This is a genomic window from Emticicia aquatilis (assembly GCF_014644295.1).
In the GTDB taxonomy this organism is placed as follows: domain Bacteria; phylum Bacteroidota; class Bacteroidia; order Cytophagales; family Spirosomataceae; genus Emticicia; species Emticicia aquatilis.
In genome coordinates this window covers 94,230-109,955 of the sequence record NZ_BMKK01000001.1, presented here as the reverse complement: position 1 = coordinate 109,955, position 15,726 = coordinate 94,230, and the positions used below count along the sequence as shown (strand labels likewise).

18 protein-coding genes are annotated in these 15,726 nt (G+C 33.6%); 10 read left to right on the top strand and 8 right to left on the bottom strand.

Going from position 1 to position 15,726, the window contains the following annotated elements; translation table 11 throughout:
• Nucleotides 1-3: 3 nt before the first annotated feature.
• From IEX65_RS00485 to IEX65_RS00475, 3 genes are all read right to left on the bottom strand, one after another.
• Complete coding sequence (locus IEX65_RS00485; RefSeq protein ID WP_188763560.1) at nt 4-984, bottom strand: nucleotidyltransferase family protein; 981 nt, start codon at nt 982-984, stop codon at nt 4-6.
• A gap of 49 nt (nt 985-1,033) precedes the next feature.
• Nucleotides 1,034-1,189: a hypothetical protein gene (locus tag IEX65_RS00480; RefSeq protein ID WP_188763558.1), complete on the bottom strand. Its 156-nt coding sequence runs from the start codon at nt 1,187-1,189 to the stop codon at nt 1,034-1,036.
• A gap of 77 nt (nt 1,190-1,266) precedes the next feature.
• Nucleotides 1,267-1,443 carry a hypothetical protein gene (locus IEX65_RS00475; protein WP_188763556.1) on the bottom strand — a complete coding sequence of 59 codons (177 nt, stop codon included), beginning with the start codon at nt 1,441-1,443 and terminating at the stop codon, nt 1,267-1,269.
• A gap of 207 nt (nt 1,444-1,650) precedes the next feature.
• Between IEX65_RS00475 and IEX65_RS00470 the strand changes: the two genes are divergently transcribed.
• Together IEX65_RS00470 and IEX65_RS00465 are read left to right on the top strand one after the other, a co-directional pair.
• Nucleotides 1,651-1,995 carry a helix-turn-helix domain-containing protein gene (locus IEX65_RS00470; RefSeq protein ID WP_188763554.1) on the top strand — a complete coding sequence of 115 codons (345 nt, stop codon included), beginning with the start codon at nt 1,651-1,653 and terminating at the stop codon, nt 1,993-1,995.
• Between the two features lie 20 nt (nt 1,996-2,015).
• Nucleotides 2,016-2,561 (top strand): ImmA/IrrE family metallo-endopeptidase, encoded by a 546-nt coding sequence (locus IEX65_RS00465; protein ID WP_188763552.1) that lies wholly within the window; start codon nt 2,016-2,018, stop codon nt 2,559-2,561.
• Between the two features lie 344 nt (nt 2,562-2,905).
• Here the strand turns inward: IEX65_RS00465 and IEX65_RS00460 are convergent, their stop codons facing one another.
• The 5 genes from IEX65_RS00460 to mnmE form a co-directional block, all read right to left on the bottom strand.
• Nucleotides 2,906-3,892 (bottom strand): hypothetical protein, encoded by a 987-nt coding sequence (locus tag IEX65_RS00460; protein WP_188763550.1) that lies wholly within the window; start codon nt 3,890-3,892, stop codon nt 2,906-2,908.
• Complete coding sequence (locus IEX65_RS00455) at nt 3,882-4,193, bottom strand: helix-turn-helix domain-containing protein (protein WP_229250454.1); 312 nt, start codon at nt 4,191-4,193, stop codon at nt 3,882-3,884. Before IEX65_RS00455 ends, IEX65_RS00460 begins: the two co-directional genes overlap by 11 nt.
• Before the next feature lie 305 nt (nt 4,194-4,498).
• A complete protein-coding gene (locus IEX65_RS00450; RefSeq protein ID WP_188763548.1) occupies nt 4,499-5,428 on the bottom strand; it encodes a hypothetical protein in 930 nt (309 codons plus the stop codon).
• Nucleotides 5,429-5,482: 54 nt separating this feature from the next.
• The gene (locus tag IEX65_RS00445) at nt 5,483-6,565 is read right to left on the bottom strand and encodes a site-specific integrase (RefSeq protein ID WP_188763546.1); all 1,083 of its coding nucleotides are present in this window, start codon (nt 6,563-6,565) and stop codon (nt 5,483-5,485) included.
• Between the two features lie 168 nt (nt 6,566-6,733).
• On the bottom strand, nt 6,734-8,056 hold the full coding sequence (gene mnmE, locus IEX65_RS00440; RefSeq protein WP_188763544.1) for a tRNA uridine-5-carboxymethylaminomethyl(34) synthesis GTPase MnmE: 1,323 nt from the start codon (nt 8,054-8,056) through the stop codon (nt 6,734-6,736).
• Between the two features lie 194 nt (nt 8,057-8,250).
• On the opposite strand from mnmE, the gene IEX65_RS00435 reads away from it, so the two are divergent.
• The 8 genes from IEX65_RS00435 (at nt 8,251) to rpsC (ending at nt 15,715) form a co-directional block, all read left to right on the top strand.
• Nucleotides 8,251-10,962: a hypothetical protein gene (locus IEX65_RS00435; protein WP_188763542.1), complete on the top strand. Its 2,712-nt coding sequence runs from the start codon at nt 8,251-8,253 to the stop codon at nt 10,960-10,962.
• Between the two features lie 436 nt (nt 10,963-11,398).
• Nucleotides 11,399-12,019 (top strand): 50S ribosomal protein L3, encoded by a 621-nt coding sequence (gene rplC, locus IEX65_RS00430; protein ID WP_188763540.1) that lies wholly within the window; start codon nt 11,399-11,401, stop codon nt 12,017-12,019.
• Nucleotides 12,020-12,124: 105 nt separating this feature from the next.
• Nucleotides 12,125-12,751: a 50S ribosomal protein L4 gene (gene rplD / locus IEX65_RS00425; protein WP_188763538.1), complete on the top strand. Its 627-nt coding sequence runs from the start codon at nt 12,125-12,127 to the stop codon at nt 12,749-12,751.
• Nucleotides 12,752-12,789: 38 nt separating this feature from the next.
• Nucleotides 12,790-13,077 carry a 50S ribosomal protein L23 gene (rplW, locus tag IEX65_RS00420; RefSeq protein WP_188763536.1) on the top strand — a complete coding sequence of 96 codons (288 nt, stop codon included), beginning with the start codon at nt 12,790-12,792 and terminating at the stop codon, nt 13,075-13,077.
• Nucleotides 13,078-13,155: 78 nt separating this feature from the next.
• On the top strand, nt 13,156-13,980 hold the full coding sequence (rplB, locus tag IEX65_RS00415) for a 50S ribosomal protein L2 (protein WP_188763533.1): 825 nt from the start codon (nt 13,156-13,158) through the stop codon (nt 13,978-13,980).
• Between the two features lie 67 nt (nt 13,981-14,047).
• Nucleotides 14,048-14,326, top strand: coding sequence for a 30S ribosomal protein S19 (rpsS, locus tag IEX65_RS00410; protein WP_188763531.1), 279 nt, complete (start codon nt 14,048-14,050; stop codon nt 14,324-14,326).
• A gap of 127 nt (nt 14,327-14,453) precedes the next feature.
• Entirely contained in the window at nt 14,454-14,798 is a 345-nt protein-coding gene (gene rplV / locus IEX65_RS00405) for a 50S ribosomal protein L22 (protein WP_188763529.1), read from the top strand.
• 56 nt (nt 14,799-14,854) lie between these two features.
• Nucleotides 14,855-15,715: a 30S ribosomal protein S3 gene (gene rpsC, locus IEX65_RS00400; protein ID WP_188763527.1), complete on the top strand. Its 861-nt coding sequence runs from the start codon at nt 14,855-14,857 to the stop codon at nt 15,713-15,715.
• Nucleotides 15,716-15,726 lie beyond the last annotated feature (11 nt).

Here is a 15,726-nt window from a genome sequence, read left to right as displayed (position 1 = left end):
TAATTATCCAAATCTTTCGTTTTTTGGTGGAATAGTGAAAAAACCACTACCTTTTACTTGGTATTTATTTTCTTCTTTTTTATCTTCTTTAAACTTAGCATTTTCGGGAAAATATGTTTTTATATTCTCATCATTTTCTTCAATTCTATCAAGTATATTTTTCATATCATTTGAAAGTGTTCTTTTTTCAGATTCAGTTAAAGTATCGGCTAAGTCGTTTGAACTATTGCCTTTATCTTTTAGAGTAAAGCTGTCTTTTGTTACTTCATCTTTTATATACTCTAAAACTGTTTTCAGTTTATCCCAAAGATTACCCGCTATAGTTTTATTATCAAAAGCCTTAATTGTTATTAATTCCAAGAAATATGATTTTGTAGGATAATCGAATTTCGTCTTTTTCCAAACCTTTAAAAGTCTGATAATTTTTCTGATAGAATCTTTTTCGGTAGTAGCTCTATTTCTAATGCTATCTATTTGAGCCTGAATATTTGTCTGAATTCTTTCACTTCCAGCATCAAATTTTCCATATCTGGAATAGACATATAGGTTTAGTTTACTATCTTCTATATATTGTTTTTCGTTCAGTTCTCTACCAGGAGTAACATCAATTTTTACAATATCATTTTCTGAATCTGCATAAAATTCAATTCCGATTGACACTTTTTGTTTTTTTACTTTTGCTACATCTTTATATTTCTCATAAAGAAAATCGTAAACATCTTCGTACATTTCCTTGAGAGTTCCTTTTGTGCCAAAAGCATATCTTTTAAATGGAGCAATTAAATCAAAATCGAACTTTGTATTTATAGCCGTATTTTTAGCATACGAACCCGAATTAAAAGGATTGTAAATACTCCCTTTGTAATGTTCAAATAAATCGTCTTTGACTTCTTTATTCCTTTCTCTGAATTTGTTAAGAAGTTTTTCCTCTTTTGTAATTTGGTGAGTTTTTATTACGGAGTCTAAATGTTCACTTTTATTCATGTTTATTGGAGTTTAGTTTAAAAAATAATGGGGACTATGCCCCATTTTCTCAGTTTGTATTTGACTGCTTTGCTAAATATGCAAAACCAGCCGCTACTAAAAAGATAAAGATTCCAATAGAAATTATTCTAGCATTTTCTCCACTTGCTTTTATTGAATAGTTTCCGAATCCTAAGTCTAATGAATCATTTGTTATTAAATTCATCTTACATAAAATAGAATGGTTAAAAATAGCTTTTAACTTATCGACCTAAAAGCTTAGACGGTTACTTCCAGTAGTAACTACTTTTCTTTGCGAACCCCTTTGAATGGTTCGTTTGAAGATGTCTTCACATCCATAAATCTACCTGTGGTAGAATCTCTTTTAACCCAAAGTTCAGTTTTGGTATTCAAAACCTGTGAACGTTCCTTAATTGACCCTTTTCTGGCATTATCGCCAAATGGTTTATTAGTTGCCATAATTTTATATGTTTTAATATTAATTCATTAGCAAAGAAAAACAAATAAGTTTTCCAAAGCAAGAATGTTTTCATTTTTTTTATTTGTTTTCAAATATTGTACATAAGTTGATTAAAAAAGCGAGTTACCAAAGTGATAAATTTGTATTAGTGTTATTTATAGTTTAGATTTGTGCAAATATTTCAATAAAAGAAATTAATAAGAAATATGAAAGAAGAGCAAAAGAAGCAATTCTATATGCTAATAGGAGAAAATATTGTTAGGTATATGAAACAAAACAATATTAAGCAATCTCAGCTTTTAGAAAAATTAGAAGATGTTAAGAGTAGGTCTACTTTATCAAATATTTTATCAGGCAAAAGACAAATTAGTCTTCATTTACTTCATGACATTTCAATAATTATTAATGTCAATATCAATCTTTTAATACCATCAACTAATGAACTTTATAGTGTTTCAGACAACTTCAAATTGCGTGAGGCTCTAAATGATGCTAATATAGATGATACAAAAAATCTAAAATCATACTTAAATGATTTTATTAATAGATAAACTTTCAAACTACTTATGTTATGATAAATCAAGCTATTGAATTAAAAGCAGAAGGGCTTCTGCGTGATTCAAACACATTTTCATATCCAATAAAAGTTGAGGAGTGTGCAAAATATTTAAAATTACCAATTTCTGAACTTGATATAGAAGATGAAATTTCGGGTTTTTTGGCTATTAAAGATAAGGAATCTATAATTGGAGTTAATATGAAACATCATATTAACCGAAAAAGATTTACTATAGCTCACGAATTAGGTCATTTTATACTACATAAAAATGAGAACCCCCTTTTTATTGATAAAAATGAATCTAATGTTATTGCTATTTATAATAGAGACGAAAAATCTTCCAGAGGTGAAATCTTAAAAGAAAAAGAAGCCAATAGTTTTGCAGCAGCTTTATTGATGCCTAAGAAATTAATAAAAGAAGCTATTGAAAACAGTATTAATAAAAATAATATTTTATCTCTAATAGATGAGCTTGCAAGAAAATTTGAAGTTAGCCAACATGCTATGAGTATTAGGCTTTCAGATTTAGGGTATTCAGACTATACAAATGCCTTCTAAAATTTATTCTTTTTATTTGTTTATCAAATAGCCTTTGTAAAATAGGTATTTATTAGTTGAAAATGTTAATATAAGGTTAGGTTTTTAAGTTAAAAGTATCTCTATCTTATTTCTGATATGATTTAGTCAAGACAAAAGTTCATTTGTTGACTTAAAGTTTCGTACAGTTATTCAACAGTTTGTTATCGTATTTTTGTTACAATATTCATGTTTGTATAGAAGGATAAAGAATGTTAAAAAGATGGAGTAGTTTATTATTATATTATAAACCCTAAAACTTGAGTTACTTAGCTTTGTTAATAAAGAAAAAAGCACTTCTCATTAGTTATGAAAAGTGCTTAATTTTAATTAGTAGCAAATTGCAATTTAAGCTCAATACTTACATTTCTTATTTTATTTTTTTCTAAAATTAGACTTTCAAAAGTTTGTTTAAATTTTTCTTTAAGTTCAACAAAACAAGTGCCTTCTCTTTGAATAACTGTTTGATACACCTCTTTACATTCTGCAAACACTTTTTTATACTCATTTTTATTACTTAGAATTTTTTTATGGTCTTCCATAAAAACGGTATCTGTATATGCTTTGACTGATGCATATTCTAAGGGGGATAAGTTATCAGCAAATGGTGTTTTTCTAATTGAACCGAATACACTTATTAATTTGTCATAGCATTTATGCCAATTTTCTACATTGAGTAAGTCTTGTAGTGTAATTTGTTCATTACCAAGTTTACCAAATATTTTTCTTGTTTGCTCAATGTTTTTGCACACAAATTCATATCTTAATATTTTGCCCTTTACCTGTGCTTGTTTTCCTTTATCATAAAATTTTACTGCATAGTTCGTAAAATCACACCTCTTTTCGATAGGTTTTCCATATTCATTTGGCATGACATAAAAAGGATTTGAAGCAGTGGTAACAATGGAGTCAAATCTTGAAATTATGCTAAACGGTTTTTGATTCACAATTATATTTAAACCAAACTCAAAATGACCAAATAACTTCAAATCATTAGGATAACAGTCTAATGTGTTACAAAGAAACAGCACTGTTTCATTAAAATTTGCAAGTGTAAAAGTATTATGGTTATATGCCCCCCAATTTAAAATGTGAGTGTTATAAAATTTATGAATAGAATTTTTTATCCAAAGTTGTTTGGAATGTGGATAAAACTCAATTCTTAAATTTTCCCAGTTTATATACCGTTTCCCACCTCGTTGAGATTTAGCATAAGTAATGGAGTTAACATTTGCCCCTATATGCTTGGTAACTAATTTATAGAATCGTTCTTTTGAGAAATTTTCTAATTTGAATGAAATATTATCGAACATAGTGGTATTTTCTTTTAGTGTGAATTTCTATTTCGGTTGTTAATTCATCATTTGATTTTACTTTTCTTATATTTAACCAATTTTCTAAGTCTTCTTTTTTGAAGTATAATTTCTTCCCTGCTTTGTAATAAGGTACCACATTATTCATACGATACTTGTACAAACAAGAGGCAGAAATACCTAAGAAACTACAAGTTTCTTTAAAATCCATGAACGGTTTATTTATTTTTGAGACAATATTTCCATTTAATACCTCTTTTAAGGCATTGATTAGAACTTGGTGGTTTTCAATTATTTCCATGATTCTTTTATGATTTTCAAAATGATAGTTGTATACTAAACTTATTTTTTGGAGAATAGCTAAAGTAGATTATACTACAATTACTTGTTGCATAAAAGTTAGGGAGGAACCTTATTTAAGCGTAAAATAGTTTTCAAAAAGACTATGAGATTAGATAGCTTTTTAGCAATTTCTTTAATTTGTGGAGTAAACTGTTCAGTTTCAAATAGATGTACCATACTTATGCTATTATTTTAATAGCACAAGATTACGAAGTGGATAAGTGGCAACAAGGTGGACAAAAAGTGATTTCGTGAACAATAAATTTATTTGTTCCTACTTAGTAAAAGTTGGTAGTTTTTGGGCTCTTCACTGAATTTTTTATAGTTCGTAGATTTTCGATAATTTTTTTTATTATCATTTAATCTTGGAAATATTCTTGTTAGAAAAATAAATATATTCTCTGAATACACTGTATCAGGATACTTTTCTTTTGTCATTAAATAGAAAGAATATCTTATTTCTCCAGCTCTTAATGCAGTACTTTTTATAGGTTTGAGGTCTTCTGGAACTTCTAATTTCTCGAATAAATAATTTGTGGCTTCGATTAGATGATTATATTCATTAAGTGTCATGTAAGGTTTATTTGTTAAACTTTTACCTTTCAGAAAAAAAAGGAATTTTTCAGCAAATGATTCATTGTTGTCTTGACTCTGTACATTTTTATCAATGTTAATTTCTGAATCTACATTTGATGAATTACCCCTATAATATGGAGTAATTTGTTCATTATTAGTTACATCATCATTTTTAACATTAGAAACAGGGTTTTCAAGTTTTAAAAGGTTTTTCTTATACTGGGCTACTTTTTCTTTTAATTCATTTAATTGATTAAATCTTTTTGTGAGCCATCTTGACTGTGCAGATAATGCTCCACTACCATGAGTATTTATCTCTGATAATATGTCTTCTTGGGTAATTTCATCAAATACACATTCCCCGATTTTATCTAATCTATCAGTAAAATATTCCTCTAACTCAACATTGTTTGATAATAAAACATCTAATCTTTCTAAAAAAAATATCGTTTCGTTTGTTGTTGTAAGTTCATTACATAAATCTTCAAATACCAAGTTATAACTATAATCTTTTGCATAAGAAAAGGGCTCACTTTTCTTGGTATAGAATAAAAGCCTAAAAATTAACTGTGATGTCTTATTTAAGGCATTTTCAAAATGATGTTTATTATCATTCATTCTCTAATAAAATTAAAGTAGGATAGACTAAATAAAAATGATAGAACTCAAATCTCAAGTTAAATTTTTTAGTTCAATTTTAGGTAGCTTAGATAATGCTTTTATTTTTGTTTCATTCATTATTTTAGCATAAATCTGAGTTGTTTTTAAATCCCTATGACCCAACATCTCAGAGACAGTATAAATATCTACTCCATTATTGAGCAATAACATTGCATTAGTATGTCTTGCACAATGGAAAGTAATATGTTTTTTTATACCTACATTCAAAACCCATATAGCTAAAGTTGAATTGTTGTATGCACTATATTTTAACCCTTTAAAAGCTCTATCTTCGTCCTTCTGTCTTTCTCCTAATAATTCCAAAGCATTAGCAGATATTGGGAGTGTTTCAGAGTTTTTAGTCTTTTTTTGTGTATATACTATGTGAGGAATGTTATCAATAATTTGAATATTTTTCCATTTTAAATTATTGACGTCTGACCACCTTAAACCTGTAAGACAGCTAAATATAAATGCCTTTTTAAGTAAGTTGTTTTTGCAAGGCTCTTCTACTAATTTATTTAACTCTTCATTTGTTAAAAACTCTCTATGAGTTTCTACTAATCTTGGTGCGGTTACCCTATCAGCAGGGTTTTCATAGATTAATTTTTCTCTATATGCTCTGTGTATAGAGGCTTTTAATTTATTGAAGTAATTACTTGCGGAGTTTTGGTGTACCTTTTTTAAGAGATATGCTCTAAACGTTTCTAAAAAATCTTCTGTAAGTTCGCCAAATAAAATTGGTTTTTTAAAATCATTGAGGTGTTTATTAACACTTATCCAAGTTTCATGGTTTTTACCTGTTTTTATTCTCTCTGAAACTAAATCATTGAAATATTCGGAAAATGTTTTATTATTCTTTTGAGGAACACGAAACCCTAAGCCTAAATGTTGGATTTCTGTTAATCTTTTTAACTTCAGTTGGTCTGCTAATCTTAATGTCTCTTTATTTTTCTGTTTTACTAATGGATTATTCTTGTCATCTTCTAAGTAAAGACCTAATGTTTCTTGGGTTTGCTTTCCATTTACATATACATCCAGAAACAAACTCTTTCTATTACCTTTTAAAGCTCTTTCTCTAATTATTACATTCATATTTATATTTTATTGATTTGTTACTAAAATTAATAAATAATCAATAAAAATAATAATAAATAATGAAAATATTTGATAAATAATGAAAATAAAATATACTGTAAAGTGTTTATTATAAGTGATTTATATTTCTTTTGTTTTCCTTTGTTTTCATCTATTTTTATAGTATTACTTTCCAATGCAAAATTTACTAAATATATTGGCCAGTAAATCATCGGAAGAGATAGCTCCCGTAATCTCACCCAAATGATGCAACGAAAGACGAATATCTTGAGCCAAGAAATCGCCTGTTATACCTAAATCTAAACCATTCAATACTTCACTCAATGCTTCGTTGGCTTTTACAAGGTGTTCATAGTGGCGTAAATTCGTCAGCATTGTATCAGCTTGTTTTTTCATTTTTGCTTTAGCTACGATTGCAGCTTTGAGTTCATCAATACCGATGTTGTTTTTTGCTGAAATACCCAAGCCATCTACATTTTCTGCTTTTGCCACCAAATCAATCTTATTTCTTACTCTAATAATCTTATCTTCATCAAATTCTGAAATAAAATCTTCATTTGAATCTTGACTATCCGACAGCAATAGCACAATTTCTGCTCTACGCATGGCATCTTTCGAGCGTTCGATACCAATTGATTCTACAACATCTTTTGTCTCTCTGATTCCTGCGGTATCAATAAATCTAAACTTTATCCCTTCAATAAAAAGCACATCTTCAATCACATCACGGGTTGTGCCAGCAATTTCGGTTACGATTGCCCTTTCTTCATTCAACAAGACATTGAGTAAAGTAGATTTTCCTGCATTGGGCGGGCCAATTATCGCCACAGGAAGACCTTCTTTTATCACATTTCCCGCATCAAAAGAATCTATTAGATTTTTCAGAAAATTTTGAATTTTCAATATTAAAGATTTTAAGTCATCTCTTTCTGCAAATTCTACGTCTTCTTCGCCAAAATCTAATTCTAATTCAACCAAACTTGCAAAATGAATCAGTTCTTCACGCAATGCCTTCAATTGATTCGAGAAACCTCCACGCATCAAGTTCATGGCAGTTTTATGGGCTGCTTCGGAGTCAGCGGCAATCAAATCTGCTACGGCTTCGGCTTGTACTAAATCAAATTGACCGTTTAAAAATGCACGTTGCGTAAACTCTCCTGCCTGTGCCATTCGGCAACCGTTTTGGAGCAGAAGTTTCAGAATATACCTTATTATATAGTCGCTACCGTGACAAGAAATTTCTACGACATCTTCTTTCGTAAAACTTTTGGGAGTTTTAAAAACTGCTATCAAAACTTCATCGACAATCACGCCGCCATCTCGAATCGTACCGAAATGAATCGTGTGGGAATCTACTTTCGTTAGGTCTTTTCCCTTGAAAATTTTATTGACAATCTCAAATGTACGCTCGCCCGAAACACGGATTACCCCGATTGCTCCAATGCCTTGTGGCGTAGCCAACGCACAAATTGTTTCTAATTGAATCATTTATTGTATAAAAAACTTATTAAACCATCCCATTAATCAAGCTTACAAATCCTGTAAATCTTTTAATCGTGGTTTTAATTACTTATTTTTGCAAATCTACCAACTAAAATCTTAAAATCAGTGATTGTAGATAATACGTCGATAATTTATTTGAAACTATCGACTTACAGCCCTGTACTTTCGACTTTTGAAATATGCTAAAAGCAAGACAATTGTGGTATCTGAATGCAATCTTATTGGTGGTTGCTCTATTTATTGCTTATCAAATATGGTTTGCTCCACGTAAAGATGCTTGGAATTTTGTGCCTGACAGTACTTTTTTGGTTGTCGAAAGCTCCGAAATTCAACAATCACTTTATTCCAAAACTGACCCCACTCAGCTTGCTGATATTCCTTTTTTTTACGATGCCTTAGTTCAACTAAAAAAGGTAGGCGAAAATATTGATAACCAAGATATTGCTAAAAAGTTCTTCGAGAAAAAACTTATTACTTATTCGCTTCACCGAGAAAACAAGAAAAACCTCGAATACATTATATATATTCCTGCGGGAAATTTCGGTGATGAAGCCTTCTTGAATAATCTTTTAGTGCCAGATGCTACCAAACGTAAAGTTTACGGACGTAACTATAAAGGATTACGTATCAACGAATTATACGATGTAAACAGCCGTCCAATATTCAATTTCTTTGTGCATGATGATTTCTTGATTTGTAGTGCGTCAAAAGTATTGCTCGAAGAAGTAGCCAATCGAATCAAGTCAGGTGTAGCAATCGAACGAGTGCCATTCAAAGAAAGTAGAAAAGGAACTGCCCACATTTATTTCAAAAGTAAAAGTTTGCAAGATGTAGCCGATATTCTTCCGTCACAATTGTCGCCTAATCTCATTGAGTTTTTCGGAAATATCACCCCACGAAATCCCGATATTGTTTTCGAGAAACAAAAACTACCTAATATCATTTCTGCCTACATTTACTCAAAAGGCAAAAATGCTATTCCGTTTTTAGGGATTTTTGCTCGCCAGAAACCACAGCCATTTGCATGTACGGGGCTAATTCCCGAAAATACAGCTATCACGATTCGTCTGAGTTTTAAGAATAAACTTTTGTTGGCACAGGAGTTTAATACTTATATGAAAAACGAAGAACCCGAACTCGTTGCCGAAAAAGATAGTGTGAATCGTTTGCTTAATGCCAATATCAATAGTTTTTATTCGATTCTAAAAGATGAAATAGTTTTATGCGAGATGGAAACTTCATCGGATGAACCATCGAAGAAAATCCTGCTCATCAAAACCGAAGATTCGGCCGAAGCTCTCAATTTATTTGATGATTTAGCTACCAATGCCGAAAAGATTTCGAGTTATTTCAAATCCCAACCGTTCACATACCTCAATAATTATGTAAGAAAAATTGATGTCAGCCAATTACCCGCCATGCTTTTTGGTTCTGTATTCAAAGGTTTTTCTGACTGCTACTATACTCAAAAAGATGATTATATCATTTTGGCGAGCGATGACGATGCTATGCGTGAATACCTCAATAATCTAAACACAGGTCAAACTTGGGCAAAATCGAGCATTTATCGAGATTTTATAGCCAAACTTAGTCCACAATCGCAAGTAACCGCAATCATTAGCCCTCAGCGAGTATGGAACAATATTTATTATTCATTACCAAAAAAATGGCAAGCCTCAACTGTCAAGCATGAAGTTAGAGTGAAAGATTTACGCTTTATCGCCATCGAAAACTTTGTGATTAATAGCACCTTCGGCACTAAGTTTTTGATAGAAAAAGTCCCACAGACTCAAAAAGCGGCTGTCGTTAATAAGCTGTTCCTGCAAGATAGTTTAGTTGTCAATAGCCCATTGGCTGGTATTCCAAACATTATCAAAAATCCAGTTAATGCCGCCGATGAAATTATTATTCAGCAGGCAGATAGTCACCTGAAATTATTGTCAAATACTGCTAAAGAAATCAATGCTATTCCGGTGGGACAGGCAATCAACACCAACTATTTATTACCAACCGATTATTTTCAAGATGGCCTTTTGCATTATCTGACCACCACAGTAACTGATTTGGTGGTTTTGAGTAGAGATAATACAAAAGGGATTGTAGCCAGTTCGCCCGAATTATCGCTCGATGGTGGAGTAAAAGCCTTAGCCGCCAACGAAACCAAAATCTATGTCGTTGATGCTTCGGGGGCGATATATATAATTAATGAAGAAACCCAAAAAGTAAGCAAGATAAAGACCCCGACTCAGCTCGGCAGTATAGTTCAGATTCAGCCAGTTAAGTATAAAAACAATCCATATTTGGCTGTCCTTCAAAAAGATGGTACACTCAATGTATTTTACGAGCAAGGACCGAACCTAAGTGGTTTTCCGAAAGTGCCACTAACTGCCAGACCAGTAGGAATGATAGTGGAAGAAGATGGCAACAAAAACTCGGTAATTACTTTACTTTCTGAAATCGGTGAAATCAAGAAAGTAGATATGTTCGGCAATAGCATAACCGACGCCAATATTCAGTTGGAGCGACCCGATAAAGGAACGGTATTTGAACTATTATTCGACCAAAATCGCAAAGATTGGTTAGTGGTGCGTCGTACTCCAACTTCGATGGTGATTTTCAATAAGCAAGGAGCATCAGTCATAAAAATTGAAAGTACCAACTTTATGAAATCTCAATTGAAGTATTTCGATTTAGGAAATGACCTGCGAGTAATTTCAATTTTTGATGGAAAAAATAATACATTCTTTGACCTAAAAGGTAAAACTATCGGGGATAAACCGTTGCCAGCCAGTGCATTACCCGCACTTTCGTATGCCGAAGCCTATAATAAGTTGTACATTTATAACCCCAACAAAACCAAATTTGAGGTTTGGACAGTGAAGTTGAAATAAATATAAAATATTTCCACTAAACATTTGTAACTAAAAAATAAAACTTCTACCTTTGCACTCTCATTAAGAAACGGAGTATTCTTCTCTGGTCAAATGAAGTCCCAGCTCATGCGGGAAACCAATTTGATTATTGACCTGTTGAGTCGTCTGAATTTATTCACTACACTCATTTGAAACGGTCTCCGAAAGCTTTTGAACATTTACAGGAATCATTGCAAGGTAACAAGGAATTGTCCTGCACCTTTTGGTCCTTACCCACGTGGTTTGCAATGCAAAGTTTAAGTTGGCAGTGGTCAACCTCTGAAAAAAGTAAATAAATTATTGGCTTAAACTTGTAATCGTGCATTATTTTCACGAATTTTGCACCCCAGTTTACGTTGAACTGGCGAAACGGTGAAAGTTTAGGTTAAATTAGCAAAATAAAGCGTAAAATACCATGTCTGGAATTATTGGAAAGAAAGTTGGAATGACAACTATCTTCAACGCAGAAGGTCAAGCAGTGCCATGTACATTGATAGAAGCAGGCCCATGCGTTGTTACTCAAGTTCGTACTGAAGAAAAAGATGGCTACACAGCTATTCAATTAGGTTACGGCGAAAAGAAAGAAAAAAATACAAGCCGCTCGCTTGTAGGTCATTTTAAGAAAGCAGGTACAACACCTAAGCGTAAATTAGTAGAATTCAAAGAATTCGAAAAAGAATATAGCCTTGGCGAAACAATTCGTGTAGAAGATGTTTTTGCAGAAGGAGATTTCTTAGACGTAACTGGAAACTCGAAAGGTCGTGGCTTTCAAGGGGTTGTTAAGCGTCATGGATTTGCTGGGGTAGGTGGTCAAACACACGGTCAGCATAACAGAGGTCGTCACCCAGGTTCGATTGGTGCTTGTTCATTCCCATCACGTGTATTCAAAGGTGTTCGCATGGGTGGTCGTATGGGTAACACTCGTACTACAATCCAAAACTTGAAAGTATTAAAAGTACTTACAGAGCAAAACCTAATCGTAGTGAATGGTTCAATCCCAGGAGCGAAAAACGGTTACATTACATTACATAAATAAGATAACCCCCAGCCCTTTAAAGGGGTGTTATAGAAAAAGCTTCCACAGGGCAGGAGCTATTTAGGTCGAAGCTGAACGACATCGAAAAAATACAGTAATAAGCAAATGAATTTACCAGTATTAAGCAAAGACGGAAAAGACACAGGTCGCGTAGCTACATTAGCTGACAGTGTTTTCGGAATTGAGCCAAACCAACATGTTGTTTACTTAGATGTAAAACATTATTTGGCTAACCAACGTCAAGGAACTCACAAAGCAAAGCAAAGAGCAGAAATCGCTCGTTCTACTAAGAAAATCGTTCGTCAGAAAGGTTCAGGAGGTGCTCGTCACGGTTCTACCAAATCTCCAATCTTCGTAGGTGGTGGCCGTGTATTCGGTCCAGTTCCACGTGATTACGATTTCAAACTCAACAAAAAAATCAAAGTGTTGGCTCGTAAGTCAGTACTTTCTTCAAGAGCTTCTGAAAACAATGTTTCAATCATTGAAAACTTTACTTTTGAAGCTCCAAAGACAAAATCATATTTGTCATTCCTCAACGCACTTTCTTTAGCTGGCACTAAAACCCTATTCATCATAGGCGATTATGATAGCAACGTATATTTATCAGCACGTAATATTCCTAAAACTAAGGTTTTGAGTGTTGATGAAGTAAGTACTTACGATTTAATTAACGCTGACAAAGTTTTAATTAGCGAAGGTGCATTGTCGAAAATTGAAACAATATTGAATTAAGACTTATAGTTGCATTGCAGCTTATAAATAATACAAAAATGAGCGTACTCAAAAGACCAATCGTTACCGAAAAATCACAAAAACTTACTACAAGTGGTAAATTTGTGTTTGAGGTTGAGTTGAATGCGAACAAAATCGAAATCGCAAAAGCTGTCGAAAAAATGTACGGTGTTACTGTAACAGACGTAAACACTGTTCGCCAAATCGGCAAAAAGAAATCGAGAATGACTCGTAGCAGAGCATCATCAGGTATGACTTCTACTTTCAAGAAAGCAGTAGTAACATTGAAAGATGGTGATTTAATCGATTTCTACGAAAATTTGTAATAAGTGCTAAAAGTAGCCAAGTATTACACAATTTACTAAATTAAAGTATAGCCTTTGGCTGCAAAAGATTAAGTAACAATGGGTATCAAAAAATTAAAACCAAACACACCTGGCCAACGTCATAGAATTGCTCCTGATTTTTCAGACATTACAGCAAGTAAGCCAGAGAAAAGCCTTACGGTAACCATCAAAAAAACTGGTGGTAGAAATAGCGAAGGTCACCGTACTGCACGCTACATTGGTGGTGGTCACAAACGTAGATATCGTTTGATTGACTTCAAAAGAAACAAAGTAGATGTTACGGCTGAAGTAAAAACTATCGAGTATGACCCAAATCGTACTGCACGTATTGCACTCGTACAATACGCTGATGGCGAGAAGGCTTATATTATTGCTCCTCAAGGATTGAAAGTTGGACAAACTATCATTGCAGGTTCAAATGTTGCACCAGAAATCGGTAACTCACTTCCAGTAGGAAACATGCCACTTGGTACAATCATTCACAACATCGAATTACAACCTGGTAAAGGTGCTCAGATGGCTCGTAGTGCTGGGGCTTACGCTCAAGTACTTGCAAAAGATGGCAAATATGTTACCTTAAAAATGCCATCTGGTGAAATGAGAATGGTACTTGCTACTTGTGTTGCCACAGTAGGTACAGTATCAAACGCAGACCACATGAACGTAACGCTTGGAAAAGCTGGTCGTAAACGCTGGTTAGGGGTTCGTCCAAGAGTAAGAGGTGTTGCAATGAACCCAGTTGACCACCCGATGGGTGGTGGTGAAGGTCGTTCGTCAGGTGGTCATCCACGTTCACGTAACGGTTTATTAGCGAAAGGTAAGAAAACTCGTGATACGACTAAGCCTTCAACAAGACTAATCATTTCAAGAAGAAGTAAATAATCATTAAGCAGTTTTAAAGTTTTGATTTTATTCAGAACTCAGGACTCAGAACTCAGAACAATTAAAAATGGCACGTTCACTTAAAAAAGGACCATACATTGATTTTCGCCTCGACAAGAAAGTTGTTGACATGAATAACTCAGGCAAAAAGTCAGTTATCAAAACGTGGTCACGTCGCTCAATGATTTCTCCAGATTTCATTGGACACACCTTCGCAGTACATAACGGAAATAAATTTATTCCTGTTTATGTAACTGATAACATGGTAGGACACAAACTTGGTGAATTTTCACCAACTCGTAACTTCCGTGGTCACGTAGCAAAAAAAGATAAAGGTAAAAGATAATAATTACAATGAAGAATGAAGAATGAAGAATGTAGAATGTAAAATGAAGTGTGAATACCGAAATGTAAACATAATTCTTAACTCTTAATTCTTAATTCTAAATTCATAATTCTACATTTCAAGAATAATGGAAGCAGTAGCAAAACTTAATGATTACCCTACCTCGCCTCGTAAGGCAAGATTAGTGATTGACCTTATTAGAGGGAAAAAGGTAAGTCAGGCTTTAGGCATTTTGAGCTTTCAGCCACAACACGCCGCACCAGTGGTTAAAAAAGTCTTATTATCGGCAGTTGCTAACTGGCAACAAAAGAATGAAGACTTGAAAATCGAAGACGCAGAATTGTACGTAAAGTCAATTTTCGTTGATGGTGGACGTATGTTGAAACGCATGAGACCAGCTCCACAAGGACGTGGATACCGTGTTCGTAAGCGTTCTCACCACCTTACAATTGTAGTTGATAGTGCAAATTAATTAAATCAAATAGCAAACGATACACTACTCGTATTGCTTAATAAAGTAAATTACCAATGGGACAAAAAGTAAATCCGGTAGGTCTAAGACTTGGTTATATCAGAGGATGGGATTCTAACTGGTATGGTGGAAAAACTTTCGCTGAGAAATTAGTTGAAGACCAAGAAATCCGTAAATACGTTTCAGCTCGTATTCCAAAAGGTGCTATCTCGAAAGTAGTTATCGAGCGTACTTTAAAACGCATCACACTTACAATCCATACAGCCCGTCCAGGTGTTGTTATCGGAAAAGGTGGAAATGAGGTTGATAAAATCAAGGAAGAGCTAAAAAAATTAACGGGCAAAGATGTTCAGATTAATATCTACGAAATCAAACGTCCAGAACTCGACGCTAAATTAGTAGGTGAATCAATCGCTCAACAACTTGAAGCTCGTATTTCTTACCGTCGTGCCATGAAGCAAGCTATTCAAGCTGCAGTTCGTGTAGGTGCACAAGGTATTAAAGTAAAGTTAGGTGGTCGTTTAGCAGGTGCTGAGATGGCACGTAACGAAATGTACAAAGAAGGACGTATTCCTTTGCATACACTTCGTGCTGACATAGACTACGCTATCTCTGAAGCCCTTACTGTGTACGGAAAAATCGGTATCAAAGTATGGATTTTCAAAGGTGAAGTTTACGGTAAGCGTGACTTGACTCCAGCAGGTGGTGGTACTTCTCAATCGAACAACGAAAGAGGTGGAGCAGATGCACAAGCTGGCGGACGTGGTGGTCGTGATGACCGCAGAGGCGGAGGCCGTGACGACCGCAGAGGTGGTGGTCGTGATGACAACAGAGGTGGTGGACGCAACAACGGTAATAACCGTGGCGGAAATCGCAACAATAATAACAACAGAGGTACAGGTCCAAATAAGAGATAAGCACCTAACTT